Annotated in this window: 15 protein-coding genes; 12 read left to right on the top strand and 3 right to left on the bottom strand. The window is 51.9% G+C overall.

Annotated features, from left to right (window positions below; all coding sequences use genetic code 11):
• Positions 1 to 32: 32 nt before the first annotated feature.
• From C2I18_RS01580 to C2I18_RS01550, 7 genes are all read left to right on the top strand, one after another.
• Entirely contained in the window at positions 33 to 2,789 is a 2,757-nt protein-coding gene (locus C2I18_RS01580) for an S-layer homology domain-containing protein (RefSeq protein WP_249899546.1), read from the top strand.
• 185 nt (positions 2,790 to 2,974) lie between these two features.
• Positions 2,975 to 3,685, top strand: coding sequence for an endonuclease III (nth, locus tag C2I18_RS01575; protein WP_249899545.1), 711 nt, complete (start codon positions 2,975 to 2,977; stop codon positions 3,683 to 3,685).
• 2 nt (positions 3,686 to 3,687) lie between these two features.
• The gene (locus tag C2I18_RS01570; RefSeq protein ID WP_249899544.1) at positions 3,688 to 3,954 is read left to right on the top strand and encodes an NAD/NADP transhydrogenase alpha subunit; all 267 of its coding nucleotides are present in this window, start codon (positions 3,688 to 3,690) and stop codon (positions 3,952 to 3,954) included.
• 410 nt (positions 3,955 to 4,364) lie between these two features.
• On the top strand, positions 4,365 to 8,042 hold the full coding sequence (locus C2I18_RS01565; RefSeq protein ID WP_249899543.1) for a dynamin family protein: 3,678 nt from the start codon (positions 4,365 to 4,367) through the stop codon (positions 8,040 to 8,042).
• Positions 8,043 to 8,190: 148 nt separating this feature from the next.
• Complete coding sequence (purT, locus tag C2I18_RS01560; protein WP_249902317.1) at positions 8,191 to 9,381, top strand: formate-dependent phosphoribosylglycinamide formyltransferase; 1,191 nt, start codon at positions 8,191 to 8,193, stop codon at positions 9,379 to 9,381.
• Entirely contained in the window at positions 9,371 to 9,835 is a 465-nt protein-coding gene (locus C2I18_RS01555; protein WP_249899542.1) for a GNAT family N-acetyltransferase, read from the top strand. Before purT ends, C2I18_RS01555 begins: the two co-directional genes overlap by 11 nt.
• Before the next feature lie 254 nt (positions 9,836 to 10,089).
• Entirely contained in the window at positions 10,090 to 11,328 is a 1,239-nt protein-coding gene (locus C2I18_RS01550; protein ID WP_249899541.1) for an ATP-binding protein, read from the top strand.
• Positions 11,329 to 11,412: 84 nt separating this feature from the next.
• Here C2I18_RS01550 and C2I18_RS01545 read toward each other — a convergent pair whose 3' ends face one another.
• Both C2I18_RS01545 and C2I18_RS01540 read right to left on the bottom strand, forming a co-directional pair.
• Positions 11,413 to 11,985 (bottom strand): hypothetical protein, encoded by a 573-nt coding sequence (locus C2I18_RS01545; RefSeq protein WP_249899540.1) that lies wholly within the window; start codon positions 11,983 to 11,985, stop codon positions 11,413 to 11,415.
• A 55-nt stretch (positions 11,986 to 12,040) separates the two neighbouring features.
• On the bottom strand, positions 12,041 to 12,772 hold the full coding sequence (locus C2I18_RS01540; RefSeq protein WP_249899539.1) for a hypothetical protein: 732 nt from the start codon (positions 12,770 to 12,772) through the stop codon (positions 12,041 to 12,043).
• Between the two features lie 671 nt (positions 12,773 to 13,443).
• Here C2I18_RS01540 and C2I18_RS01535 point away from each other — a divergent pair.
• Both C2I18_RS01535 and C2I18_RS01530 read left to right on the top strand, forming a co-directional pair.
• Complete coding sequence (locus C2I18_RS01535; RefSeq protein WP_249899538.1) at positions 13,444 to 15,405, top strand: WG repeat-containing protein; 1,962 nt, start codon at positions 13,444 to 13,446, stop codon at positions 15,403 to 15,405.
• A 280-nt stretch (positions 15,406 to 15,685) separates the two neighbouring features.
• A complete protein-coding gene (locus tag C2I18_RS01530; protein WP_249899537.1) occupies positions 15,686 to 16,429 on the top strand; it encodes a CAP domain-containing protein in 744 nt (247 codons plus the stop codon).
• Between the two features lie 284 nt (positions 16,430 to 16,713).
• Here the strand turns inward: C2I18_RS01530 and C2I18_RS01525 are convergent, their stop codons facing one another.
• Complete coding sequence (locus tag C2I18_RS01525; RefSeq protein WP_249899536.1) at positions 16,714 to 17,610, bottom strand: hypothetical protein; 897 nt, start codon at positions 17,608 to 17,610, stop codon at positions 16,714 to 16,716.
• 161 nt (positions 17,611 to 17,771) lie between these two features.
• Between C2I18_RS01525 and C2I18_RS01520 the strand changes: the two genes are divergently transcribed.
• The 3 genes from C2I18_RS01520 to C2I18_RS01510 are packed head-to-tail and all read left to right on the top strand — an operon-like array spanning position 17,772 to position 20,586.
• Positions 17,772 to 18,578 (top strand): GDSL-type esterase/lipase family protein, encoded by an 807-nt coding sequence (locus C2I18_RS01520; protein WP_249899535.1) that lies wholly within the window; start codon positions 17,772 to 17,774, stop codon positions 18,576 to 18,578.
• Between the two features lie 45 nt (positions 18,579 to 18,623).
• Positions 18,624 to 19,604 (top strand): ABC transporter ATP-binding protein, encoded by a 981-nt coding sequence (locus tag C2I18_RS01515; protein WP_249899534.1) that lies wholly within the window; start codon positions 18,624 to 18,626, stop codon positions 19,602 to 19,604.
• The gene (locus C2I18_RS01510) at positions 19,597 to 20,586 is read left to right on the top strand and encodes an ABC transporter permease (RefSeq protein WP_249899533.1); all 990 of its coding nucleotides are present in this window, start codon (positions 19,597 to 19,599) and stop codon (positions 20,584 to 20,586) included. The genes C2I18_RS01515 and C2I18_RS01510 overlap by 8 nt, the downstream gene beginning before the upstream one ends.
• The last annotated feature ends 41 nt before the right edge of the window (positions 20,587 to 20,627 follow it).

Raw genomic sequence — 20,627 nt, 5'->3', positions numbered from 1 at the left:
ATTAATTGGAGCATGGAGAGGGGAATAACCATTTGTCCGGTCAAAAAAAGTCAAAACCAACAATGAGAGCTTATTCAACTAAAGCGGCAACGGCTGTTCTCGCCGGTGCCATGATGTTTGGCGGAGCAGGATCAGCTTTTGCTGCTCCGCCTGCAGCTTCCAAGCTGGCTGCGGCAGCTGGAACAACTCAGGCTGCTGCAACGGCAGGCGGAGTTTTCAGTGATGTGAAAACTGGATTGTGGGCGGAAAAACATATCTACAAGCTGGCTTCCCAGGGCATTGTAGTCGGCAATAACGGATTGTTCCGTCCGGGTGACTCTGTTACCCAGCAGGAAGCTGTCCTGATGGCACTCCGCTTCATGAAGCTCCAGGGCAATGCTGACCTTAGTACGGATGTAGTGCTGCCGACCAATTTCAAAGTAACGAATTATTATAAGCCTTATGTTGTGCTGGCCTTCCAGCAGGGGCTGCTGGACAAGACGGTAGAGATGGACGCGGGTAATCTGGAAACTTCCTGGGGGGAACGCAAAGCTTCAAGGGAGTGGATTGCCGAGCTGTTAATCCGTTCACTCAATAAGAGCGGAGATGCTGCTGCCCTCTCAGGTCAGCCGACGGGTTTTGCTGATGATGCCAAGGTTTCGGCGAACAAACGCGGCTACATTAACGCTGCTGTAAATCTGGGGCTGGCTAACGGTCTGGACGGGAACCGTTTTGATCCTCAGGGTGCGGTTACCCGCGCACAGCTGGCAACGTTCTTCAGCCGCGCTGAGGCGCATAACACGCTTGATTACGACAATACTTATAAGGGCACTATCAGTGCACTCAAAGATGGCAAGATGACGATCTATAACAATGGCGTGTCCTCTGATTTCAATCTGACTTCGGGTACAGCTTACTTTACCAGCACGTCCGAGACAAGAATCAGTCAGAGTGATATTCAGCCTTACACGAATGTTACAGTAATCGGTGCTACATACAACGCAGCTTATGTAGAGGTAACAGATCCAACGCCGCAGGTAGCAAGCTCTGAAGGTACAATTGCCAAAATTACCCCGGGCGTGATCTGGCTGGATTCCGCTACAGGCTATGACCAGCTGGGCTATGACTCAAACACTGTTTTTATGGATGTAAACGGAGCTGTGGTTGATGGGGCTTCGATCACTCCTAACAGCAAGGTCACACTGCTGCGCGAAACATACAGCGGTTCGCACAAGGTGGTTAAGGTCCAGGTGACCTCCGGTTTCGTCAACAAATCGGCTGCCGGGACTATTCAAAGCGTGGATCTTGCCGCCAAGAGCATTACATTTATCAATGCTTCAGGCAGTCCGGAAACCTTCAAATGGGAGGATGGAACAGCTCTCTTCAGCAGCCAGAGTAATGTTCTGCTTCCTTCTGATCTGAAGGCCGGCTCTGCGGTGAAATATACGATCCAGAATAACATGATCCGCTCGGTGGAAGTGACCTCTGGTGTGGAACGCACAGTGGAAGGTTATATTTATGAACTGACAGGCTCCACTATTGTGTATCAGAAGGCGGACGGATCGCGTGAGGTGAAGCTTCTGGCCGCAACACCGGCGATTGTCATTCCTAACGCCGCGAATTCAGTTGCGGCAGATCTGATCGCTGACAAAACAGGCGGTGATCAGGTGCGGCTGACCCTGAACAGCAGCGAGCAGGTGATCAAGATTGAGGTGCTTAAGCGCCAAATTGAGCAATATTCAGGGGCAACGGTAGTTGATTACAACGACAAAACCCAGCTGCTCACATTTACGGATGCCAGCCAAAAAGCACATGTAGTGAAGATTAATGAATCGACCAAGCTGTCCTATGACGGTGCTCCGGCAGCCGCTCTGTCAAGTATGGCTGCCAGACTGGTCGAGAACCGCAGAATTGACGTGAGCTCTATAGATGACCGGGCATTATCGGTAGATATTACTACAAAATACACCGGAACATTAGCTTCCATAAATCCGGCGACCAGAACCATCGGGCTGAAGCTGAGCAACGGCCAGTCGCTGACAATGCCGTATCCGAACACTGTGGACCTCTTCGGCAAACCGACGGCAACCATTTCGGATGTACCGCTGGATACGCCGGTACTGGCTGTGCTTACGGCTAACCAAAGTACGATCTCAGTACTTCAGGTTAACTCCTCTGTCCAGCTGCAGGTAGCGACAGTTAACAGTACTACCAATAAGCTGGGAGTTAAATGGGCTGGCGGCTCCACTGAATTCTATACGCTGGCTGTCCCGATGACCAATGAAGCCGGTCAAAAAATCTCGATCAGTGAATTGAAGGCAGGCGATTTCATCAACGTGAATTTTGCCGGTAACAATCCGACCTCCATTCAGGCGGTAAAAGTATACTCCGGACAAGTATCGGCACTTGATGCGGCTGCAGGAACTTTTACAGTCAAGGATTATACAGGGGTGAGCCAGACCTTTAGTGCCGCCACAGGAGTCAGAGTGGTACGCGACAGTACAACAACAACGGCTCTTGGCAGCATCACAACAGCAGACAGAGTTGAAGTCCGCAAAGATGCAGACGGTGCTGTGCTTATCCGTGTGCTGCCGCAGCAAAGCCGGACAGTCTCACGTTATGACAGCGCGTCGAACAAGCTGATTACCAAACGGGCTACGCTGGGCGATAACAACTATCAGTTCACCATCGCCCCAAATGTATATATTCATCAAGGTGACACTACATTATCCGTGCAATCTCTCAAAGAAAATGATAATATTATAGTGTATTTCAATAACGACGTTGTAGTTGAAATTGTGAAACAATAGTGGCTGTGGTGGATTTCCGTGTGAAACACCGTCTTGACGCAGGGGCTTTGCCTGCGTCAGGACGTTTTTTTTGAAATGTAAGATTGAGGCTTGCAGTGTACAAAGCACCGCTTATATTTCTTTAGACTAAAAGAGAAAGCACTCATTTGGACTGCTGAGTGTGAAGACTCCGTGGAGGGGACGCTATGAAAGTTGCAGAGGTCCGCCACATTCTGGATACCATAGGAGACATGTTTCCTGATGCGCATTGTGAACTGAACCACAAGAACGCTTTCGAATTGACGATTGCCGTTTTGCTGTCAGCCCAATGTACGGACGCAACAGTAAACAAGGTGACCGAGGACCTGTTCCAAAAGTACAAAGCCCCTCTGGACTATATTTCTGTACCCCTGGAGGAATTGGAGAAGGATATCCGGCGCATCGGCTTGTACCGCAACAAGGCCAAACACATTCAGAGCCTGTGTTCCATCCTGATTGAACAATACGGCGGAGAAGTGCCTGAAGCTCATGATCAGCTGGTTACGCTGCCTGGAGTCGGCCGCAAGACCGCTAACGTTGTGGTATCCAACGCATTTGGCGTCCCGGCCATTGCTGTCGATACCCATGTGGAACGGGTAGCCAAACGGCTTGCACTTGCAGGCTGGAAGGATTCGGTGCTGGAAGTGGAGAAAAAGCTGATGAAGGCAGTTCCCCGTGATGAATGGACACTTACACATCACAGACTGATTTTTTTCGGCAGGTACCACTGTAAAGCACAAAATCCGATGTGCCAGGTCTGCCCGCTGCTGGATGTATGCCGGGAAGGCAAAAAGCGTATGAAAACTTCTGTAATCAGGAAAGATAAGAATGGCGCGAAAGCAAGCAAACAGTTAGAGATGAAGAAGAGGATGGGATAGAGATGAAATGCATTTCAGTGTATACCGATAATTTTGAAGCTTTTTCCGATATTTTTGACCGTGTAGTAGACAGTCCGCTGGAAGAGAACGAAGAGCAGGAAGTAGAAGGCATCACCATCAGCCATTCCGGCGATGTGCCTGAGCATTACTTGGAACGTATGTCCCAGAAGCCTGAGGTTGTCGTAATGAGAGACAAATCCCGCGGCCTGACCATTCTTCAGCATGGCAAAGTATTTGAAATTTTGCTGCCGGTACTGGAAACGGCCTAATAGCTTGTGCTGAAATTACAGCATAGTTGTGATTATACAAAAAGCCGGCCTTCAGGCCGGTTTTTTTTGTGTTTTTACAAAGTTGAAAAGTTAAAATCTAAGGACAGCATAATACCGGCTTTATTAACGCTGTGCGTCATATCGTAAAGGATTATAGCGGATTTTGTAAATTATGCTTATTTGCTTTGCAGCAGTGTGGTGATAAAATGAATTTAAGTTATTTGCATTTAATTTAAAATATTAGATAACGAAAACGCTAACAAACTTTAAAATCATCAGGTGGAGAAATTTCGGATCAACAGATTGGCAGAGCGGATTCAGGTTTATAAAAAACAGAAGATGTGTGCTGGGAAGAGTACATAGGTTAGTATAGTTGCTATTTTGAGGGAAGCGGCGGAGGTGGAGTTTTGGTGGGAACAAATCATGCAGGAGTCAAGCAGGCACAGGTGCAAATGACAGAACTCTCTTCACTGAAGACGCTGGTCGAGCAGTGGGGTGAGCGGGAAAACGGTAAAATACTGGCGGATCTGCAGGCGAAGGAGCAGGGGGATGAGCTCACGATCGCTTTTTGCGGCCATTTCTCGGCAGGCAAGTCCAGTATGATCAACAAGCTGTGCGGCAGCGGTGTGCTGCCTTCCGGACCGGTTCCGACAAGTGCCAATGTGGTCTCGATCCGCAGCGGTGCACCGCGTGTGCTGCTGTATCCAAAGACTGAGGAGCAGGATGCTGCAGTGTCTCCTCTGGAGACAACGAGTGATAAACTGCAGGAATACTGCCGCAGCGGCGGTGAATATTCGGCCATTGAGGTATGGGCAGAAGTGCCGCTGCTTGGTGAACACGGCGTCCTGATGGATACACCGGGAGTTGATTCCACTGATGACGGCCATCAGGCGGCCACCCGTTCGGCTTTGCATCTTGCCGATGTTGTGTTCTATGTTATGGACTACAATCATGTGCAGTCGGAGAATAATCTGGCTTTTGCCAAAGCCTTGAGCGATTGGGGCAAACCGTTGTACCTGATTATCAACCAGATCGACAAGCACCGTGAACGGGAAATTACAATTGAAGCTTACCGCCGGCAAGTCGAAAGCGCTTTCCGCGAGTGGGGCATCCAGTCTGCGGGAATTCTGTTCACTTCACTCAAGGTTCGGGATCATCACCTGAACCAGTGGGAGGATCTGCTCAGCCTGATCTCAGGACTTCTTGCGCAGCGGGAAGAACTGCTGCATTACAGCCTGTCCCGCTCGGTTCATCACGTGGCGGAGGCATCGGCAGCCGCTTACCGGGACTTACAGCAGGAGGAGCGTGAAGTGCTGCTGGAAGAGGCTGGCGGCGGGAATGCGGAGGCTGTGAACCGTGAACTTGCAGAGTGTGCCGAAGAAGGGCAGCGGCTGGAGGGTCTTGCGGAACAATCACAGCTGCAGCTGCGCAGCCTGCTGGATAGTCTGCTTGAGAACAGCAATCTGATGCCGGCAGATGTCAGAGACGCTGCAGGCGCTTATATTGAGAGCACCGCGCCAGGCTTCCGGCGCGGGCTGCTGTTCACTGCAGCGAAGCGCGAGAAGGAGCAGGCACAGCGCCTTGCAGCGTGGCATACGCTGCAGACCCGGGAGGTCTCTGCCCAGCTGGAGTGGCATATCCTCCAGCTGGTGCGTGACTGGGCGGAAGGTCTGGGGCTGTGGGCTGATGCCGCAGAGACAGACCTGAAGCAGAGGTTCCCGGCGGTAAGCCGGGAGACGCTTGCGTCCGCGGTCAAGCCGGGAACCGGGAGCGGCGGCGAGGCGCTGCTGAATTTCTGCCGTTCGCTGGCGGCAGAAATTAAGGCCCAGTTCCGCCGCGCCGCGCTGGCAGCCGGCGATGAGCTGCTGGCGAAGCTGCCGCCGCTGCTGGCCGAGCAGCGCGCTGCGCTGTCGCGCCGCGAAGCCGCCCTCGGGCAGCAGGCGCGCGCATTCGCCGCGCTCGCTGCCCTGGACCGCGCGGCGGACGCCCGCGCGGCAGAGCTCGCGGCGCTGCTGCCGCCGCGCCGGACCCTCACCCCCGGCACCCTGCCGGAGGTGAGGATAACCCCGCAGGCGGGCGCGCCAGGCGCCGCGCCGCGGGAGGCCCAGCCGCAGCAGCTCCGCGCGGCTGGCAGTTCCGCCGCCCCGGCCTGGGCGGCAGGGATCCAGCCTGCGGGCGGACGCCGCAGGCTGGGGAAGGCCGCTGCGGCGCTGGGCGCTGCGGCAGAGCTGCTGCGCGGCGAGCCGGCCATGGCCTCGGCAGCGCGCAGCCTGGCGGCACGGGCGGAGTCACTCGCCGCCGGCCGCTTTACACTGGCGCTGTTCGGAGCGTTCAGCGCCGGCAAGTCTTCCTTCGCCAACGCCCTGCTCGGCGAAGAGGTGCTGCCCGTGTCTCCGCATCCCGCCACGGCGGCGGTGAACCGGATCCTCTCGCCGGAAGGGGAGTTCCGTCACGGCAGCGCAGTGGTGACGATGAAGACACAGGAGGATTTCTGGGAAGACATCCTCCATTCCTTCAGCGTGCTGCAGCTGCCTGCGCCTTCGCTGCAGCAATGGACGGCTGCCGCGCAGGGGCTGAAGGTCAGCGGACTGCATCCGTCCCAGCTGCCGCATGCCGGATTTCTCCGGGCTGCGGCAGCCGGCTGGAAGGAAGCGGAGAGTCTCCTGGGAACCGTCCGTACAGTCGGTCTGGAGGAATATAGGGGACTGGTTGCCGAGGAGACGAAGGCCTGCTTCATTCAGGGAATCGATCTGTATTATGACTGCCCGCTGACAGCCGGCGGAATCGTGCTTGTGGATACGCCCGGAGCGGACTCCCTGCATGCCCGCCATACCGGCGTAACCTTTAATTACATGAAGAATGCTGATGCGATCTGCTTTGTAACGTATTACAACCATGCCTTCTCCAAAGCAGACCGCGGTCTGCTGGCCCAGCTTGGCAGAATCAAGGACAGCTTTGCACTGGATAAAATGTTCTTTATTATCAACGCCTCTGACCTGGCTTCCGGGGAAGAAGAGCTGGAGGAAGTAAAGTCGCATGTGGCGCAGAATCTCCGCGCCAGCGGTTTGACCGCTCCCCGGATTTATGCCCTGTCCAGCCTGCTTGCCCTGGAAGGCAAGACGGAAGGAGACAAGGCGGCTTATGAGGCCTCGCGTTTTCATAGCTTTGAAGAAGTGCTGGTCCGGTTTGCGGGGGAGGAGCTGCCGCGCCTGTCCCTCAATGCAGCCCGGGAGAGCATCAGCTCTGCGCGGCTGCGTGCCGCGGAGTGGCGTGAACTGGCCTCCATGGAAGCAGGACGACGTGAGGCGGGGATGCGGGAGCTGCAGGAGCTGCGCCGGGAGGCGGAGACCCGTCTGGCAGCATTAGCTGCAGAAGACCGGCCGCGCCGGGACCTGCGGCGTGAAGGCGAAGAACTGCTGTACCATGTCCGCCAGCGGATTGGCTTTGCACTGGGCCGCTTTTTTCAGGAATCATTCCATCCGTCGCTGCTGCGTGAAGACAGCGGGAACCTGAAAGATATCTTCACAGCCTGCGGGAGGGAACTGGAGCGCAGCCTCCAGCGTGAACTGGAGCAGGAGCTGTGGGCTACAACCCTGCGGCTGGAAGCTGCCGGGCGCAGACTGGTGCGGATAGCGGCAGCTTCTGCCGCAGCCGAGCTGTCCATTCCGGAGCAGGAGCTGCAGATCCTTGAGGACGGAGCGGCGCGCTGGCCGTCTCCGGCCAGGCTGGAAGGCCATCTGCAGCCGCTTGACTGGTCAGCACTGTGGAGCCGGTTCAAATCAGCAAAGCATTTCTTTGAAGGCACCGGCCGGAGTGAACTTCGTTCTGCAGCCGAGCCGCTGCTCAAAGAAGCGCTCGCCGGCGCCGCGTCATCCCAGGAGAACCTGCTGATTGATTTTTATATAAGTGTTCTGGAGCAGGAGCTGGATAAAGCTGCTAACGGCCTTCGCGAAACCCTTGCAGAACGGGAAGAAGCTATGGCTGAACTGCTGAGAGGAGGTGATTCTGAAGCGCACTGGTCCGGAATAGAAAGGGAATTACAGCTTCTTGAGGGATCTTTCGACGATATCGTGGACAAAAATCTATGAAACTTGTAGTAAAATGTCGAAGAAGACTTGCAATCTGGCCGTTGATGCCTGAAAATAAAAGTGAGCCTGAAAATTTACAATGAAACTGCCATGTTTACAGAAATAGAGAACTGGGCAGTCAAATTGCCGGAAGAGGATGGAATCGACAATGTGGGGAGCTCCCTTTTCAGCCCAAAGCCGTAAGCTGCTGCTCCTGGGCAGCGGAGAATTGGGGAAGGAAGTCATTATCGAAGCTCAGCGCCTTGGCGTAGAGACCGTAGCTGTGGACCGTTATCAGGATGCCCCGGCGATGGGCGTAGCCCATCGCTCTCATGTTATGGATATGCTGGATGCAGAGGGTCTTAAAGAGCTTATCCGTGCGGAGAAGCCGGACCTTGTCGTGCCCGAGATTGAAGCTATCGCAACACAGGCGCTTCTGGAGCTGGAAGAGGAAGGCTTCACCGTCGTCCCTACCGCACGTGCGGCGCAGCTGACGATGGACCGGGAAGGCATCCGCCGCCTGGCCGCAGAAGAGCTGGGTCTGCCGACTGCAGCTTACCGCTTCGCGGACAGCCTGGAGGAACTCCGCCAGGCCGTGGAAGAGCTTGGCACGCCTTGTGTGATCAAGCCGATTATGAGCTCTTCGGGCAAAGGCCAAAGTGTCTGCAGAAAGCCTGAAGATGCGGAGGACTGCTGGAATACAGCTCTGGAAGGGGCACGTGCCAAAGGAACCCGTGTCATCGTGGAGGCTTTCGTTACCTTTGAAAGCGAGATTACGCTGCTTACAGTCCGGTCGATCAGCGGCACTGTCTTTTGTCCGCCTATAGGCCATATTCAGAAGGACGGCGATTATGTCGAGTCCTGGCAGCCGCATTTCATGAGTGAGGAAGTGCTGTCAGAAGCTCAGGCTATCGCTTTAGCCGTAACGGATCAGCTTGGAGGTTTCGGGATTTTTGGAGTCGAGCTGTTTCTGACGGAGCAGGGCGTATTGTTCAGTGAAGTATCACCCAGACCGCATGATACCGGTATGGTAACAATGATTACACAGGATTTATCGGAATTTGCTTTGCATGTCAGAGCCATTCTTGGCTTTCCGGTGGACCCGGTAGTGCTGTTGACGCCGGGTGCTTCAGCTACCCTAAAGGCAGAAGTCTCCGGACAAGCCTTTACCGTAACCGGAACCCGTGAAGCGCTCAGGCTTCCCCGCACGCAGGTCCGGATATTCGGCAAGCCTGAGATCCGCCCTGGCCGGCGGATGGCAGTGACACTGAGTGCAGCGGAAGATGTGGAGATCGCGCGGACTACCGCCAGACAGGCGGCGTCTATGCTAAAAGTGGAGGTATGTGGTGATGAACAGTAGTACTCAGGAGCAGGTACTGCAAATTCGCAAATGCGGCATGAATGATCTGGAGAGAGTCACAGCCCTTTTGCGGGAATTCGGCTATCCGACAACGCTTAGCGTGATGAAAGAGAGACTGGAAGGCATGGACAGCGATCCTTTCCGTTATACTATGGTCGCTGAACTGAACAACGAAGTTGAGGGAATGATTGAAATCCGGCAGGTGCATTCCTATTACAAACAGGCAGATTGTATTATGGAAATTACTGCACTGATCGTATCAGAGGATTTAAGAGGGAACGGTCTCGGCAAAAGACTGGTTTCCGCAGCGGAAGACTGGGCGCGCCAGCGCGGCTGCAGCCAGCTGTTCCTTAGAAGCGGCAACCGGGTCGAACGTGCTCCGGCACATGCTTTTTACCGCCATATGGGCTTTGAGATGTCCTCCGGCTACCGTTTCAACAAAGCGCTTATATAATCTAATACGTGATCGATCATCCCCATCCCGGGCTAACGGGATGGTTTTTTTTATGTGCAACCAAGTTATCTTACCCATGTATACAGCGGGTACTCCAGACTCTTTAATTATATTAAACATATCGGCAGGATTTCGAATCAGGCGCTTCAGATTCATTGTTGCAGAAAAATAGTAATAGGGTATTATACGCTTTGTCCTTTATAATAAGGGAAAGATACTAGCAGGACTAGCCGAAAAGAAAGAGGAAGTTAACCTTGTTTGAAACCTTACTGTTAAACTTTTTGTTCCTGTTGTTCCCGGTTTTAATCGTTGTCATTTTTTTTGAAAACAAGGCAAACCGCTATAACAACAAAATACTTGTAGCCATGTCAGCTGTGACGATGCTCCTGTGCATTGCCAAGCCGATTCAGCTGGATATGGGCTTTATTTTTGATCTGCGGTATGTTCCGTTTATCCTTGTGGCTCTTTTTGGCGGCTATAAAAATGTATTCCCGTTATATGTGCTGCTCAATGTATACCGTTTTTATGTCGGCGGCGCCGGATTTTTGCCATCCTTCCTGTTCTCAACAGCAGTGGTGCTGGCGGTACCGTTTTTCAGTAAAAGATTCATCAGGCTCCGCGCCAACCGCCGGATTGTCTGGGCAACCGCGGCAGCCGTGTTAACGATGGGAATCTATCTGGTTGTATTGGGGCTGATGAAAGGGACGCTGGACAGCCAATTCTGGCTCCTCACACTTTATGCCTTGACGACACATGTGATGGTAATGAGCATTCTTATGATCTTGATCGAACAGATTATTACCAATATCAAGAACCGTGACCGGATTCTGCATTCGGAGCGCCTTAATGTGGTCAGTGAACTGGCTGCGAGTGTGTCACATGAGATCAGAAACCCGCTCACCGTGACCAGCGGTTTTTTGCAGCTGCTTAAAAAGTCCAACAACATCTCGCCCCAGGAGAAGGATTATGTCGAATTGTCTTTACAGGAGCTGAACCGTGCCGAGAAGATTGTCAGTGATTTTCTTTCTTTTGCCAAGCCGCAATTCGGTAATATGGTCCATTCCAATCTCCGGGCGGAGGCAGAGTACACCAAGAATATTATTATGCCGTTCGCAGCCATTCATAAGGTCGAAGTCCAGTTCACCTTCAGCAACACGCTCAATACAAGCTATGACAAGAACCAGATTCAGCAGTGCCTGATCAACCTCTACAAGAACGGGATTGAAGCCATGAAGGAGAAGGGCGGAGGCACGCTTACCATCGATATTTCCGAAAAAAAACAGCACATCCTGATCAGCATCGGGGACACGGGGATCGGCATGACCAAGGACGAAATCACGCGGCTCGGCAAGCCGTATTATTCCACCAAAAAAGAGGGGACAGGCCTCGGCATGCTCATGGTCTACAGCGCTGTAAATAAGGTAAAGGGTGTCATCGACGTTAAAAGCGAGAAGGGGAAGGGGACGACCTTTTTAATCAAAATTCCTGTTTGAAAAACAATGAGGGCGCATATGGCCCTCCTTATTCCAGCTTCTCCAGCTCATCCAGTAAAGCCGGCCGATTGTCGTATTGACTCTTTAGGCTCTGAATAAGACTGGCTTGGCTGGCCTGGCCTGGCCTGCGACTTTTTTATATCGTTTGAGAATAGAGCAGACCTGCTTATACTGTTTTCTGTTCCCGGCTGCGGCGGCGGAGCTGTAAATATAACCGGCGTATATTTGCTGGGTCTCTGCAGGATACTCTGCGGACAGCCTGGAAGCATAGGTCTCGACTGCATATGGATTAGCTCTTATATAGGCCAGAATTTCCGGAAGATCAATTTTGTCAGAGATCAGCTGAAGATAGACTTCGCCGGCGGCCCTGCGATCCTGTTTTTTCAGTTCACTGATTATGTCCCGGTACAGGATTTCAGTGTCACCTTCAACCAATGACTCCAGTTCCTTGTAATAGCTGTATTTACCGCCCAGCAAAAGCTCCCTGGCCAGCTGCTTCTGTTCTGCCTTAAGTAAAAGCCGTTTGTAGGCTTCGTATCTCGCTTCCTGCCACCTGAAAACCAGGCCGGGCAGCTTTTTATCCTGCTTTTCTCCCTGTTCGGCCAAAGTAATAACACGCCGGTAATCTCCAGCCTCCATACATTTTTTAATCGCCATTTGCCTAAATAGAGTGAACTTGATATTCTTCTTCACAAATCTGTCGGCTTCTTCCTCAGAACCGTACTGATGAATAAGTAAACAAAATGCCGAGCAGCGGTTCCCTGGAATGCTTCCAATACTCACTTTCCGTGTTATCCTCTATAAGCTTTTCAACCACAGTAACCAATTGTTCTCTGTTCGCTGCCACATCAGCAAATTCAGTGCAAATCTCCAGCAAGCCAATCCGGAAATCTTCCCAGCCGTCGAAGACACTGTTCTGGCTCATCTGTAGCAAACGTTCAAAAAACGGCCTGCGGACAGCCTCATCACCCGGTTGCAAATGATTTGCGAGTTCCCTGATCCGTTCCAGCGCCTCATTCACCAGCATGCCGATCTCCCCGTCCGAATCATCCGCATACTGAAACGCCTCCACGCCTTCTTCCAGCACGAGCAGTGCGACGTCCAAATTTAGCAAAGGATCCTGCGCTGCGCTGTGTTGGTGAAGCAAACGGAGCATGTCCGAAGCGAAGCCGTGCGTTTGCCGGTAGGGGATAAGGCCCTCTCTCCCGGTATAATCCTTCACAATTTCCGCAATCAGCTTCTTGCAGGATTGAATCTGCGCCGAAGGCACCCCTTGATCATGCTTCATCAAAAGGCTGTTTTTAAACTTGCTGTCCCGCTCAGCGGCCTCTGTGACAATTGCGATCAGCTCTTCTTTCGATAGCCTGTCCAGTACCTCTTGCAATCTAGGCTTCTGCACCATTCTGGTTACCCCCAAGCGGATTGTATTCAGTACTTCCATCATAGAGTATCCCTCTTAAAAGACCAAGCCTGATTCTGCATAATGACGCGTGAGAGGACCGGATAGGGGGCAGTTTGCTGTTCAAATATCCGTATATCCTAACGGACCGTGCTTCCGCTATTTCGTCTGAGAGAACCCCTGTGCCAGGCTAACGAACCGCAGGTCCCTTAAAGTGCTTGGATTAGCCGGTTTGGCGGCTGAATCCGTTAAATAACGGATCTGTTGTCCGTTAGCTGATAAAAGTATAGTTTTTGGCAGAAATAAGGGAACCTGGGTCCGTTACAAGATTTGAGCTGTGCTGATAGGAAGAGAATGCCGATCGTCAAAATGCAAATACGTAAGACATCCAGCAGAACTAGTATTAGTTAGAAAAGGACAAAAAGGTGAGGAGGAAGTAACGAAGGGGAAGTTTGGAACTGTAGGAGCGCCAGCATCCGCCTGAAAGCTTTCCGCAGGAAAGCTCGCTTCGAAAGCATAGGCTGTCTTCGGATTTCTACCGCAAAAGCGGTATTAATCAAGAAATCAGAAGACAACAGCGGCCGGAAGTCCAAACATTCACCGCAGTTACGTTGGATCCTCAACTTCTCTTTTACAATACACCCCATGCACACAAACACCCTTTACCCCTCCTTTTCATATTCTATAGGCAAATGCCCTACAAAGGAGCGACTGGAATGCTGAGGATCAAGCTGAATGAGCTGGTAAAAGGAATGGACCACGGCCTGGTGCAGACCGAAGTGTGGAAATGGGACGGGATCGGCTGGAGCCCATTTGGTACCGAGCAGGAAGAGGATTTCATCCGGGCAGATGAGGATCTGTTCGTCACGATTCCGGCCGAGGCGGGGTTATACCGTGTCGATTATTATAAAAGGCCTCTGGAGCCGCTGTTCGCCCTGCCGGAACCGGATGACAGCTACTTGAGGGCAGACATGCTGCACCCTGCACCCTTTAAGCTAAAAGAGGGCACGCTGTGGGGCTACATCAACAACGATGGCCGGACGGTGATCGAGCCGAGATATGAGTATGCGGAGGAGTTTCAGGATAACGGACTGGCGGTAGTGCAGCGCAAAAACAGCAGCGGGCTGATCGACAGCTCCGGACGGGAAAGGGTGAAGCCGATTTATAATTTTATTGCCCCGTTTTCGGAAGGACGCGCCGTGGCCTCTGATGCCAAGGGCTACACCCTGATCGATGAAAAAGGCAAAGAGGTAACCTCCGCACGGTATGATTATTTGAATTCGCTCAGTGAAGGCCGGGCGCTTTTTTCCAAACAGAGTACGGCTGGACCTTCACGCTACGGCTATCTGGACGCCCAGGGCAAAGAAGTGCTGCCGGCCATTTATGAAGATGCAGGAGATTTCACGGACGGCCAGGCGCTGGTCAAAGTCAGTTCAGGAGAATACGCGCTGATTGATCTGCAAGGAAAGGTTCTGCACACATACAAGTATCCTTTTGTGGGTTATCCGGGAGACGGTCTGCTGGCCTTTCAGGCTGCGGAAAATGGAAAATACGGCTATCTCCGGACGGATGGAAGCATTGCGATTGAACCGCAATTTACAGCGGCGCTCCCTTTTTCAGGAGGCAGGGCGGTCATCAATACAGCGGAAAATTACGGCAATGCCTACGGTCTGATCGATAAAACAGGAAAACTTGTCGTACCGGCTCACTACTATGAGGTAATGCAGCTTGGGGAGGACCGGGTAGCGCTCGGCACACCGATCTATGCTGATCAGCCTTACCGCGGCTCCCGCTATATTATCGCAGATGCAGTTACCGGCCGGGTGCTCAGCACGCATCCATTACTGGGGGTGAACAATTACCAGAACGGACTCGCTTCGGTGTATGATGCCAAGGACACTTATTTTATCGACAAAAGCGGTAAAAAAGCATCCCAGCCGCCCGTCATTTCCGGTTCCGGGACTTTATCCTTCAGCGGCAATCTGATTCGGGCAGATGTAGATCAGCGTACGGCCTATTATGACCGTCAGGGCAAGCAGGTTTGGAGACAGAACGGAGTGATTCCGCTTAGGCCGCCGTACTCTGTGCTGGAGAAGAAATATAAGCCGAATAGAGATTATCTGGTGTATTATCCCGTGGTGGAGGGCATTGCCAGCTCAGAGGTTTCCAGGGAAGTCAATGACAAGCTGCGCAGCCTTTCTCTTGCCGAAGGGGCTGGAAGCGGGGGCAGCATGCAGGATTTCAGCTATACAGGCGACTTCGCCGTATCTTTTTTCCGGAAAAACCTGCTCGTGCTTGAACTTGAAGGTTATAAATTCCCTTTCGGGGCTGCACACGGCATGCCAACCAGAATTTACACACACATCAACGTCAAGAACGGCCGGTTCTACCGTTTGGGGGACCTTTTCAAGCCTGGCAGCAAATATGTACAAAAGCTGAGTGACATCGTCGGCAGACAGATTGCCGAGGACCCGCAGTATTCTTATGTGTTTCCGGATACGTATAAAGGGATTACAGCAGACCAGCCTTTTTTTGTCGACGGGGAGGCCTTATATCTTTATTTTGCTCCTTATGAGATTGCTCCTTATGCGGCAGGTTTTCCAACGTTCCGGATTCCGTATGCGGAGATTATGGGCCTCATTTCGACGGAAGGTGAGTTTTGGCAGTCTTTTCATTAACAACGGTGCTGGATTTGCCGATAAATATATAGATGGATTTTTGGCCGAATGGGCTGCCGCTTTTGATGAGGTGGCAGCCCATTTCAGATAGCCGCGTGCAGTCTGAACTGATGCAGTTGAAAGGGACAAGCACCCGTAATATATACTTGTAAAAATTTAGAAGAGCACAAATGATAGTTATGTGCTACAATGGCTGAGGAACATATTACAACTTTGTAATCTTTGGGGCCGTTAAAGCTTGGCAACTTAGAAAAATTAAGATCAATAGGGAGATGACAGAATGAAAAGCAAGACATTAAAAGCAATGATCGGTGGAAGCGTAGCTGCTGTAATGGCGCTTAGCATTTCTCTTCCGTCACAAGCGGGAGCAGCCGCTGGAACTGCAGCAACAACCGGGGGAACGGTTAACATTACGCAACTGATGAAGTATTTCAATCAATATAGCAACAACACGTACACCTTTGGCAATACTACAGTAACTGTGTCCAAAGGACAAGCTGTGGCTAATCCGGCAAAACCTGCTGCTCCATCAGCGAAACCGGCTGCAACAGCAAAACCTGTTGCTGTTGCCAAGCCTGCCGCCACTGCGAAGCCGGTAGCAACGGCTAAACCGGCCGCCACTGCGAAACCTGTAGCAGCAGTACCAGCAGCCAACGCGACGTTCGTTCAGCAGGTTGTCAGCCTCGTGAATAAGGAACGCGCAGCAGCCGGATTGTCCGCTGTAACCGCACTGGACAGCCTGAACAAAGTAGCAGCAGCCAAAGCAACGGATATGCGCAGCAATAACTATTTCTCGCATACTTCGCCTACTTACGGATCACCGTTTGATATGATGACCCAGTTTGGCGTAACTTACCGCGCTGCCGGTGAGAATATCGCCATGGGACAAAAAACACCTCAGGAAGTCATGACCGCCTGGATGAACAGTGAAGGCCACCGTGCCAACATCCTTAGCCCGAACTTTAACTATATCGGTGTAGGCTATGACAACAACTACTGGGTACAGGAATTCATCGGCAAATAATAATACATGAACATGTTCAAGCAATCATAAGTCATCCGTTCTCCGGCTAGCCGGGGAGCGGATTTTTATTTTTCGGGAAATTATACAACAGGAAAATGAGGGCCGACTCCTAAGAAAACTGTAGAGGAGATGAGTGTAACCAACCCGGAAGCGAGCATTACAGTAACCCGTTAATAGAGCGGTCTGATGTGACACCCGGGTATGGGTTAAATGAGGTATGAGCATGGATATACAGCGGGACGGGACCAGAGTGAAATAAACGTCAATTGTACATAAAAAATCAATTACAATGTGCCAACAAGCAGGGAAAGTAGCCAATTGTACACGAAAAAACGAGTACAATGTGGCGCCGTGCGGGGGAAAGAGCCAAATGTACACGAAAAACCGAGTATAATGTGGCGCTGTGTGGAGGAAATAGCCAAATGTACATGAAAAACCGAGTAGAATGAGCTCCGGAGGAAATAGCCAAATGTACATGAAAACCGAGTAGAATGAGCTCCGGAGAGGGTAAATGCTAGATCACTTGCCACCACATTTCTTTTCAGATTGCCGAGGTTGCCAGATTGTTTGCAAATAGGCGGTACGCCGAAATGAACGGGAAAAGTCCCGTTGAATTCGCCAAAACCTGACGGTACGCCGAAATGAACGGGAAAAGTCCCGTTGAATTCACTAATACCAGGCGGTACGCCGAAATGAACGGGAGAAGTCCCGTTGAATTCGCCAAAACCAGGCGGTACGCCGAAATGAACGGGAGAAATCCCGTTGAATTCGCCAAAACCAGGTGGTACGCCGAAATGAACGGGAGAAGTCCCGTTGAATTCGCCAAAACCAGGCGATACGCCGAAATGAACGGGAAAAGTCCCGTTGAATTCACTAAAACCAGGTGGTACGCCGAAATGAACGGGAAAAGTCCCGTTGAATGCACTAAAACCAGGCGGTACGCCGAAATGAACGGGAAAAGTCCCGTTGAATGCACTAAAACCAGGTGGTACGCCGAAATGAACGGGAAAAGTCCCGTTGAATGCACTAAAACCAGGCGGTACGCCGAAATGAACGGGAAAAATCCCGTTGAATTCGCCAAAACCAGGCGGTACCCCGAAATAAACGGGAAAAATCCCGTTCATTTCTCCGAATCCATGCCCCTCAATATTTCGGTTCTTCGCCACCTGTTCCTCCGCCAAATCCTCCTCCAAATCCCCCGCCAAATCCTCCTCCGGCAGCCTAACTGTTCCAATTTGGACATTTGCAAATTAAACATAGAAGAATTATGTTTATCTACATAGTTAAGAAGGATGTAAAATGTGGAACAATACAGAGTAGATCGGCATACGGAGGGATAGCAGTGAATGATTCCAGATGGACATGGCGGAGTGTAAGCCTGATTTCCATAGCGGCAACTGTAATATTAATTGCCGGGTTTGTATATGCGGTTAACGATATTCTTCATCCCAAGGGCGAGGCGCTGCTGACTTCATTGCCTCAGGAGACGGCTGCACCTGCTGCAGAAGTGGTTGATGAATACAGAATTTTGGCCTTGGGGGATTCATTAGCCAAAGGCACCGGGGACAATTCCGGCAACGGTTTTGTCAGACGGACAGTGGAGGGCTTGTCTGCAGACGGACTCAAAGCTGCACTGCTCGGAAATATGGGGATTAACGGACAGACAACAGCAGGCCTTTTAAGCAGCTTGAAAGAAGAGGGTGTCCAATACGCTGTACGGCAGGCAAATATTATATTGCTCTCCATCGGCGGGAACGATCTGTTTCAGGACTCCGGAATCACGGGGACTCCAGATGATGAAGAGTTGACGCCCCAGTCCCTGCTGGCGGCGCTGCCTGAGGCTTCCAAGCGGCTGGGCGACATTTTGCAGTACATTACGGAGCTTAATCCGCAGGCTCAAATTTATTATGTGGGATTATATAACCCGTTCGGAGATGTGCCCGATCTTCTCGTGCCCGGCAACCAGGCGGTAACTCTCTGGAACAATGCAGCCATGGATATTATGAATACGCACAGCAATATGACGCTGGTACCGACCTTTGATCTGTTCAACCGCCATCTGGACAAGTACCTCTCGGGCGATCATTTTCATCCGAACGAAGAAGGGTATCAGCGGATGGGGGAACGGATTGTTCAGGCTGTGCGCTAAAATTTATATAATTGCAGGTTACTGTAAGCAAGGAGCTGTATTCATATGACAAAAGAGACACGCGGAGCATCCGGGACAGTCGTATTGTCTGTGGACAAGGTCCGCAAAAAAATAGGACGTAAATGGATCATTGATGACGTCACCTTTGACGTAAAAGAAGGGGAAATCTTCGGATTTCTCGGACCGAACGGGGCCGGCAAAACAACCACCATCCGCATGCTCGTGGATCTGATCCGTCCCAGCGAGGGCACGATCACCGTCTGCGGGTATAATGTAAACCGTGATCCGGAAAAAGCGCTCAGATACGTCGGTTCCATCGTAGAGAACCCAGAGGTTTATACGTATCTGACAGGCTGGGAAAATCTCCAGCATTTCGCCCGTATGCAGCCGGGGGTGGACACAGCGAGAATTGCAGAAGTAGTGGATACTGTACGGCTGGATCAGCGGATACATGACAAGGTGAGCACTTATTCACTGGGGATGCGCCAGCGGCTGGGGATCGCCCAGGCCCTGCTGGGACGTCCGCGGCTGCTTATTCTGGACGAGCCTACGAACGGTCTGGACCCCAAAGGAATCAAGGAGCTGCGCGAATTTATCCGTACGCTTGCCGAGGAAGGCCTTGCGGTGTTTGTCTCCAGCCATCTGCTGAGCGAAATTCAGCTGCTGTGCGACCGCGTAGCGATCATCAGCAAAGGCCGTGTACTGGCGGTGGGCGGCGTGGAGGAGCTTGTTGCCAGCAACTCCCCGTATGTCTTGTGGGAGCTTGCGCCTCTGGAACAGGCAGCTGCTATTCTGTCCGCACGTCCGGAAATCTCGCTGCTCCAGCCGGATGAGGTGACTCTTGATGACACTGTTACCGCCGGAATGGGACCGAACTCTCTGATATCTGTAATGGATGAAGGCCTGATCCCGGAAGTTGTAGCCTCTCTCGTTGCGGCGGGGGTGGAAGTCAGGGCCGTGCATAAAATAAGTCCCACACTGGAACAGCTATTCTTGAAGCTAACGGAAGGTGAACCTATTGACTAACCTGCTGCCGCTCATCCGAAATGAGTGCCTGAAGATTATTAAAAAGAAACGTTTTTACGTTATATTGCTTATTCTGGTTGTGCTTGTACCTATGTTCACGTACGCGCAGATGCGCGCTGCAGAACGCAGCCGGGATAAATTCAATTCCGACTGGAGGCTGGAAATCCAGCAGCAGATTACCGACAACCAGAATTCGCTCAGCAGTGACCGGATTCCCGAAGAGTGGAAATCGTACCGGCGGATCTTTGTCCAGCAGCTGCAGTACTATCTGGACCATGACGTCAATCCGAACGAGCCCAGCGGCGTAACCTTCACCCGTGAATTTCTGGACAATTCGGTATCTCTTTTTATACCACTGCTGATTATGGCTGTAGCTTCTGATCTGGTATCCGGGGAACGGACGACAGGAACGATCAAAATGCTGCTGACACGGCCGGTCAAACGCTGGAAGGTGCTGTTCAGCAAGCTGGCTGCGCTGCTGATGTTCGTGTCCCTGATTGTCCTTTCGGTTTTTGTCATCAGCTATCTCATTTCGGGCCTGGCCTTCGGATATAAAGGCTTTAATGTTCCGGTATTTACCGGCTTTCAGATCAGCGGTGATACGGTGGATATGTCGGCTGTGCATGCCGTACCGCAGTGGAAGTACCTGCTGATGCAGGGCGGATTGATCTGGTATGTAAGCGTAGTGGTGGCGCTGCTGGCTTTTATGGTTTCAGTGCTCGTGCGCAGTACGGCAGCAAGTATCGTGGTCATGATGGCTGCGCTGATTGCCGGCAGCATTCTGACAAATATGGCCTCAGCCTGGACAACGGCGAAATATTTGTTTATGGTCAATCTGGGGCTGACGGGATATCTGTCGGGTACTCCGGCCCCGATCGAGGGCATGACGCTGACTTTTTCCATGGCCGTATTGGCCGTTTGGGGAGCTCTGGCAGCAATCATTTCATTCGCCGTCTTTACGAAAAGGGATATTTTGAATTAGAATGTACAAAGTGAACGAAAACGTTTGTTTGCATTTCAGAG

The organism is Paenibacillus sp. PK3_47 (genome assembly GCF_023520895.1).
In the GTDB taxonomy this organism is placed as follows: domain Bacteria; phylum Bacillota; class Bacilli; order Paenibacillales; family Paenibacillaceae; genus Paenibacillus_AQ.
Note: the sequence above shows the minus strand (reverse complement) of the source record. Positions and strands in the feature narration are given on the sequence as shown.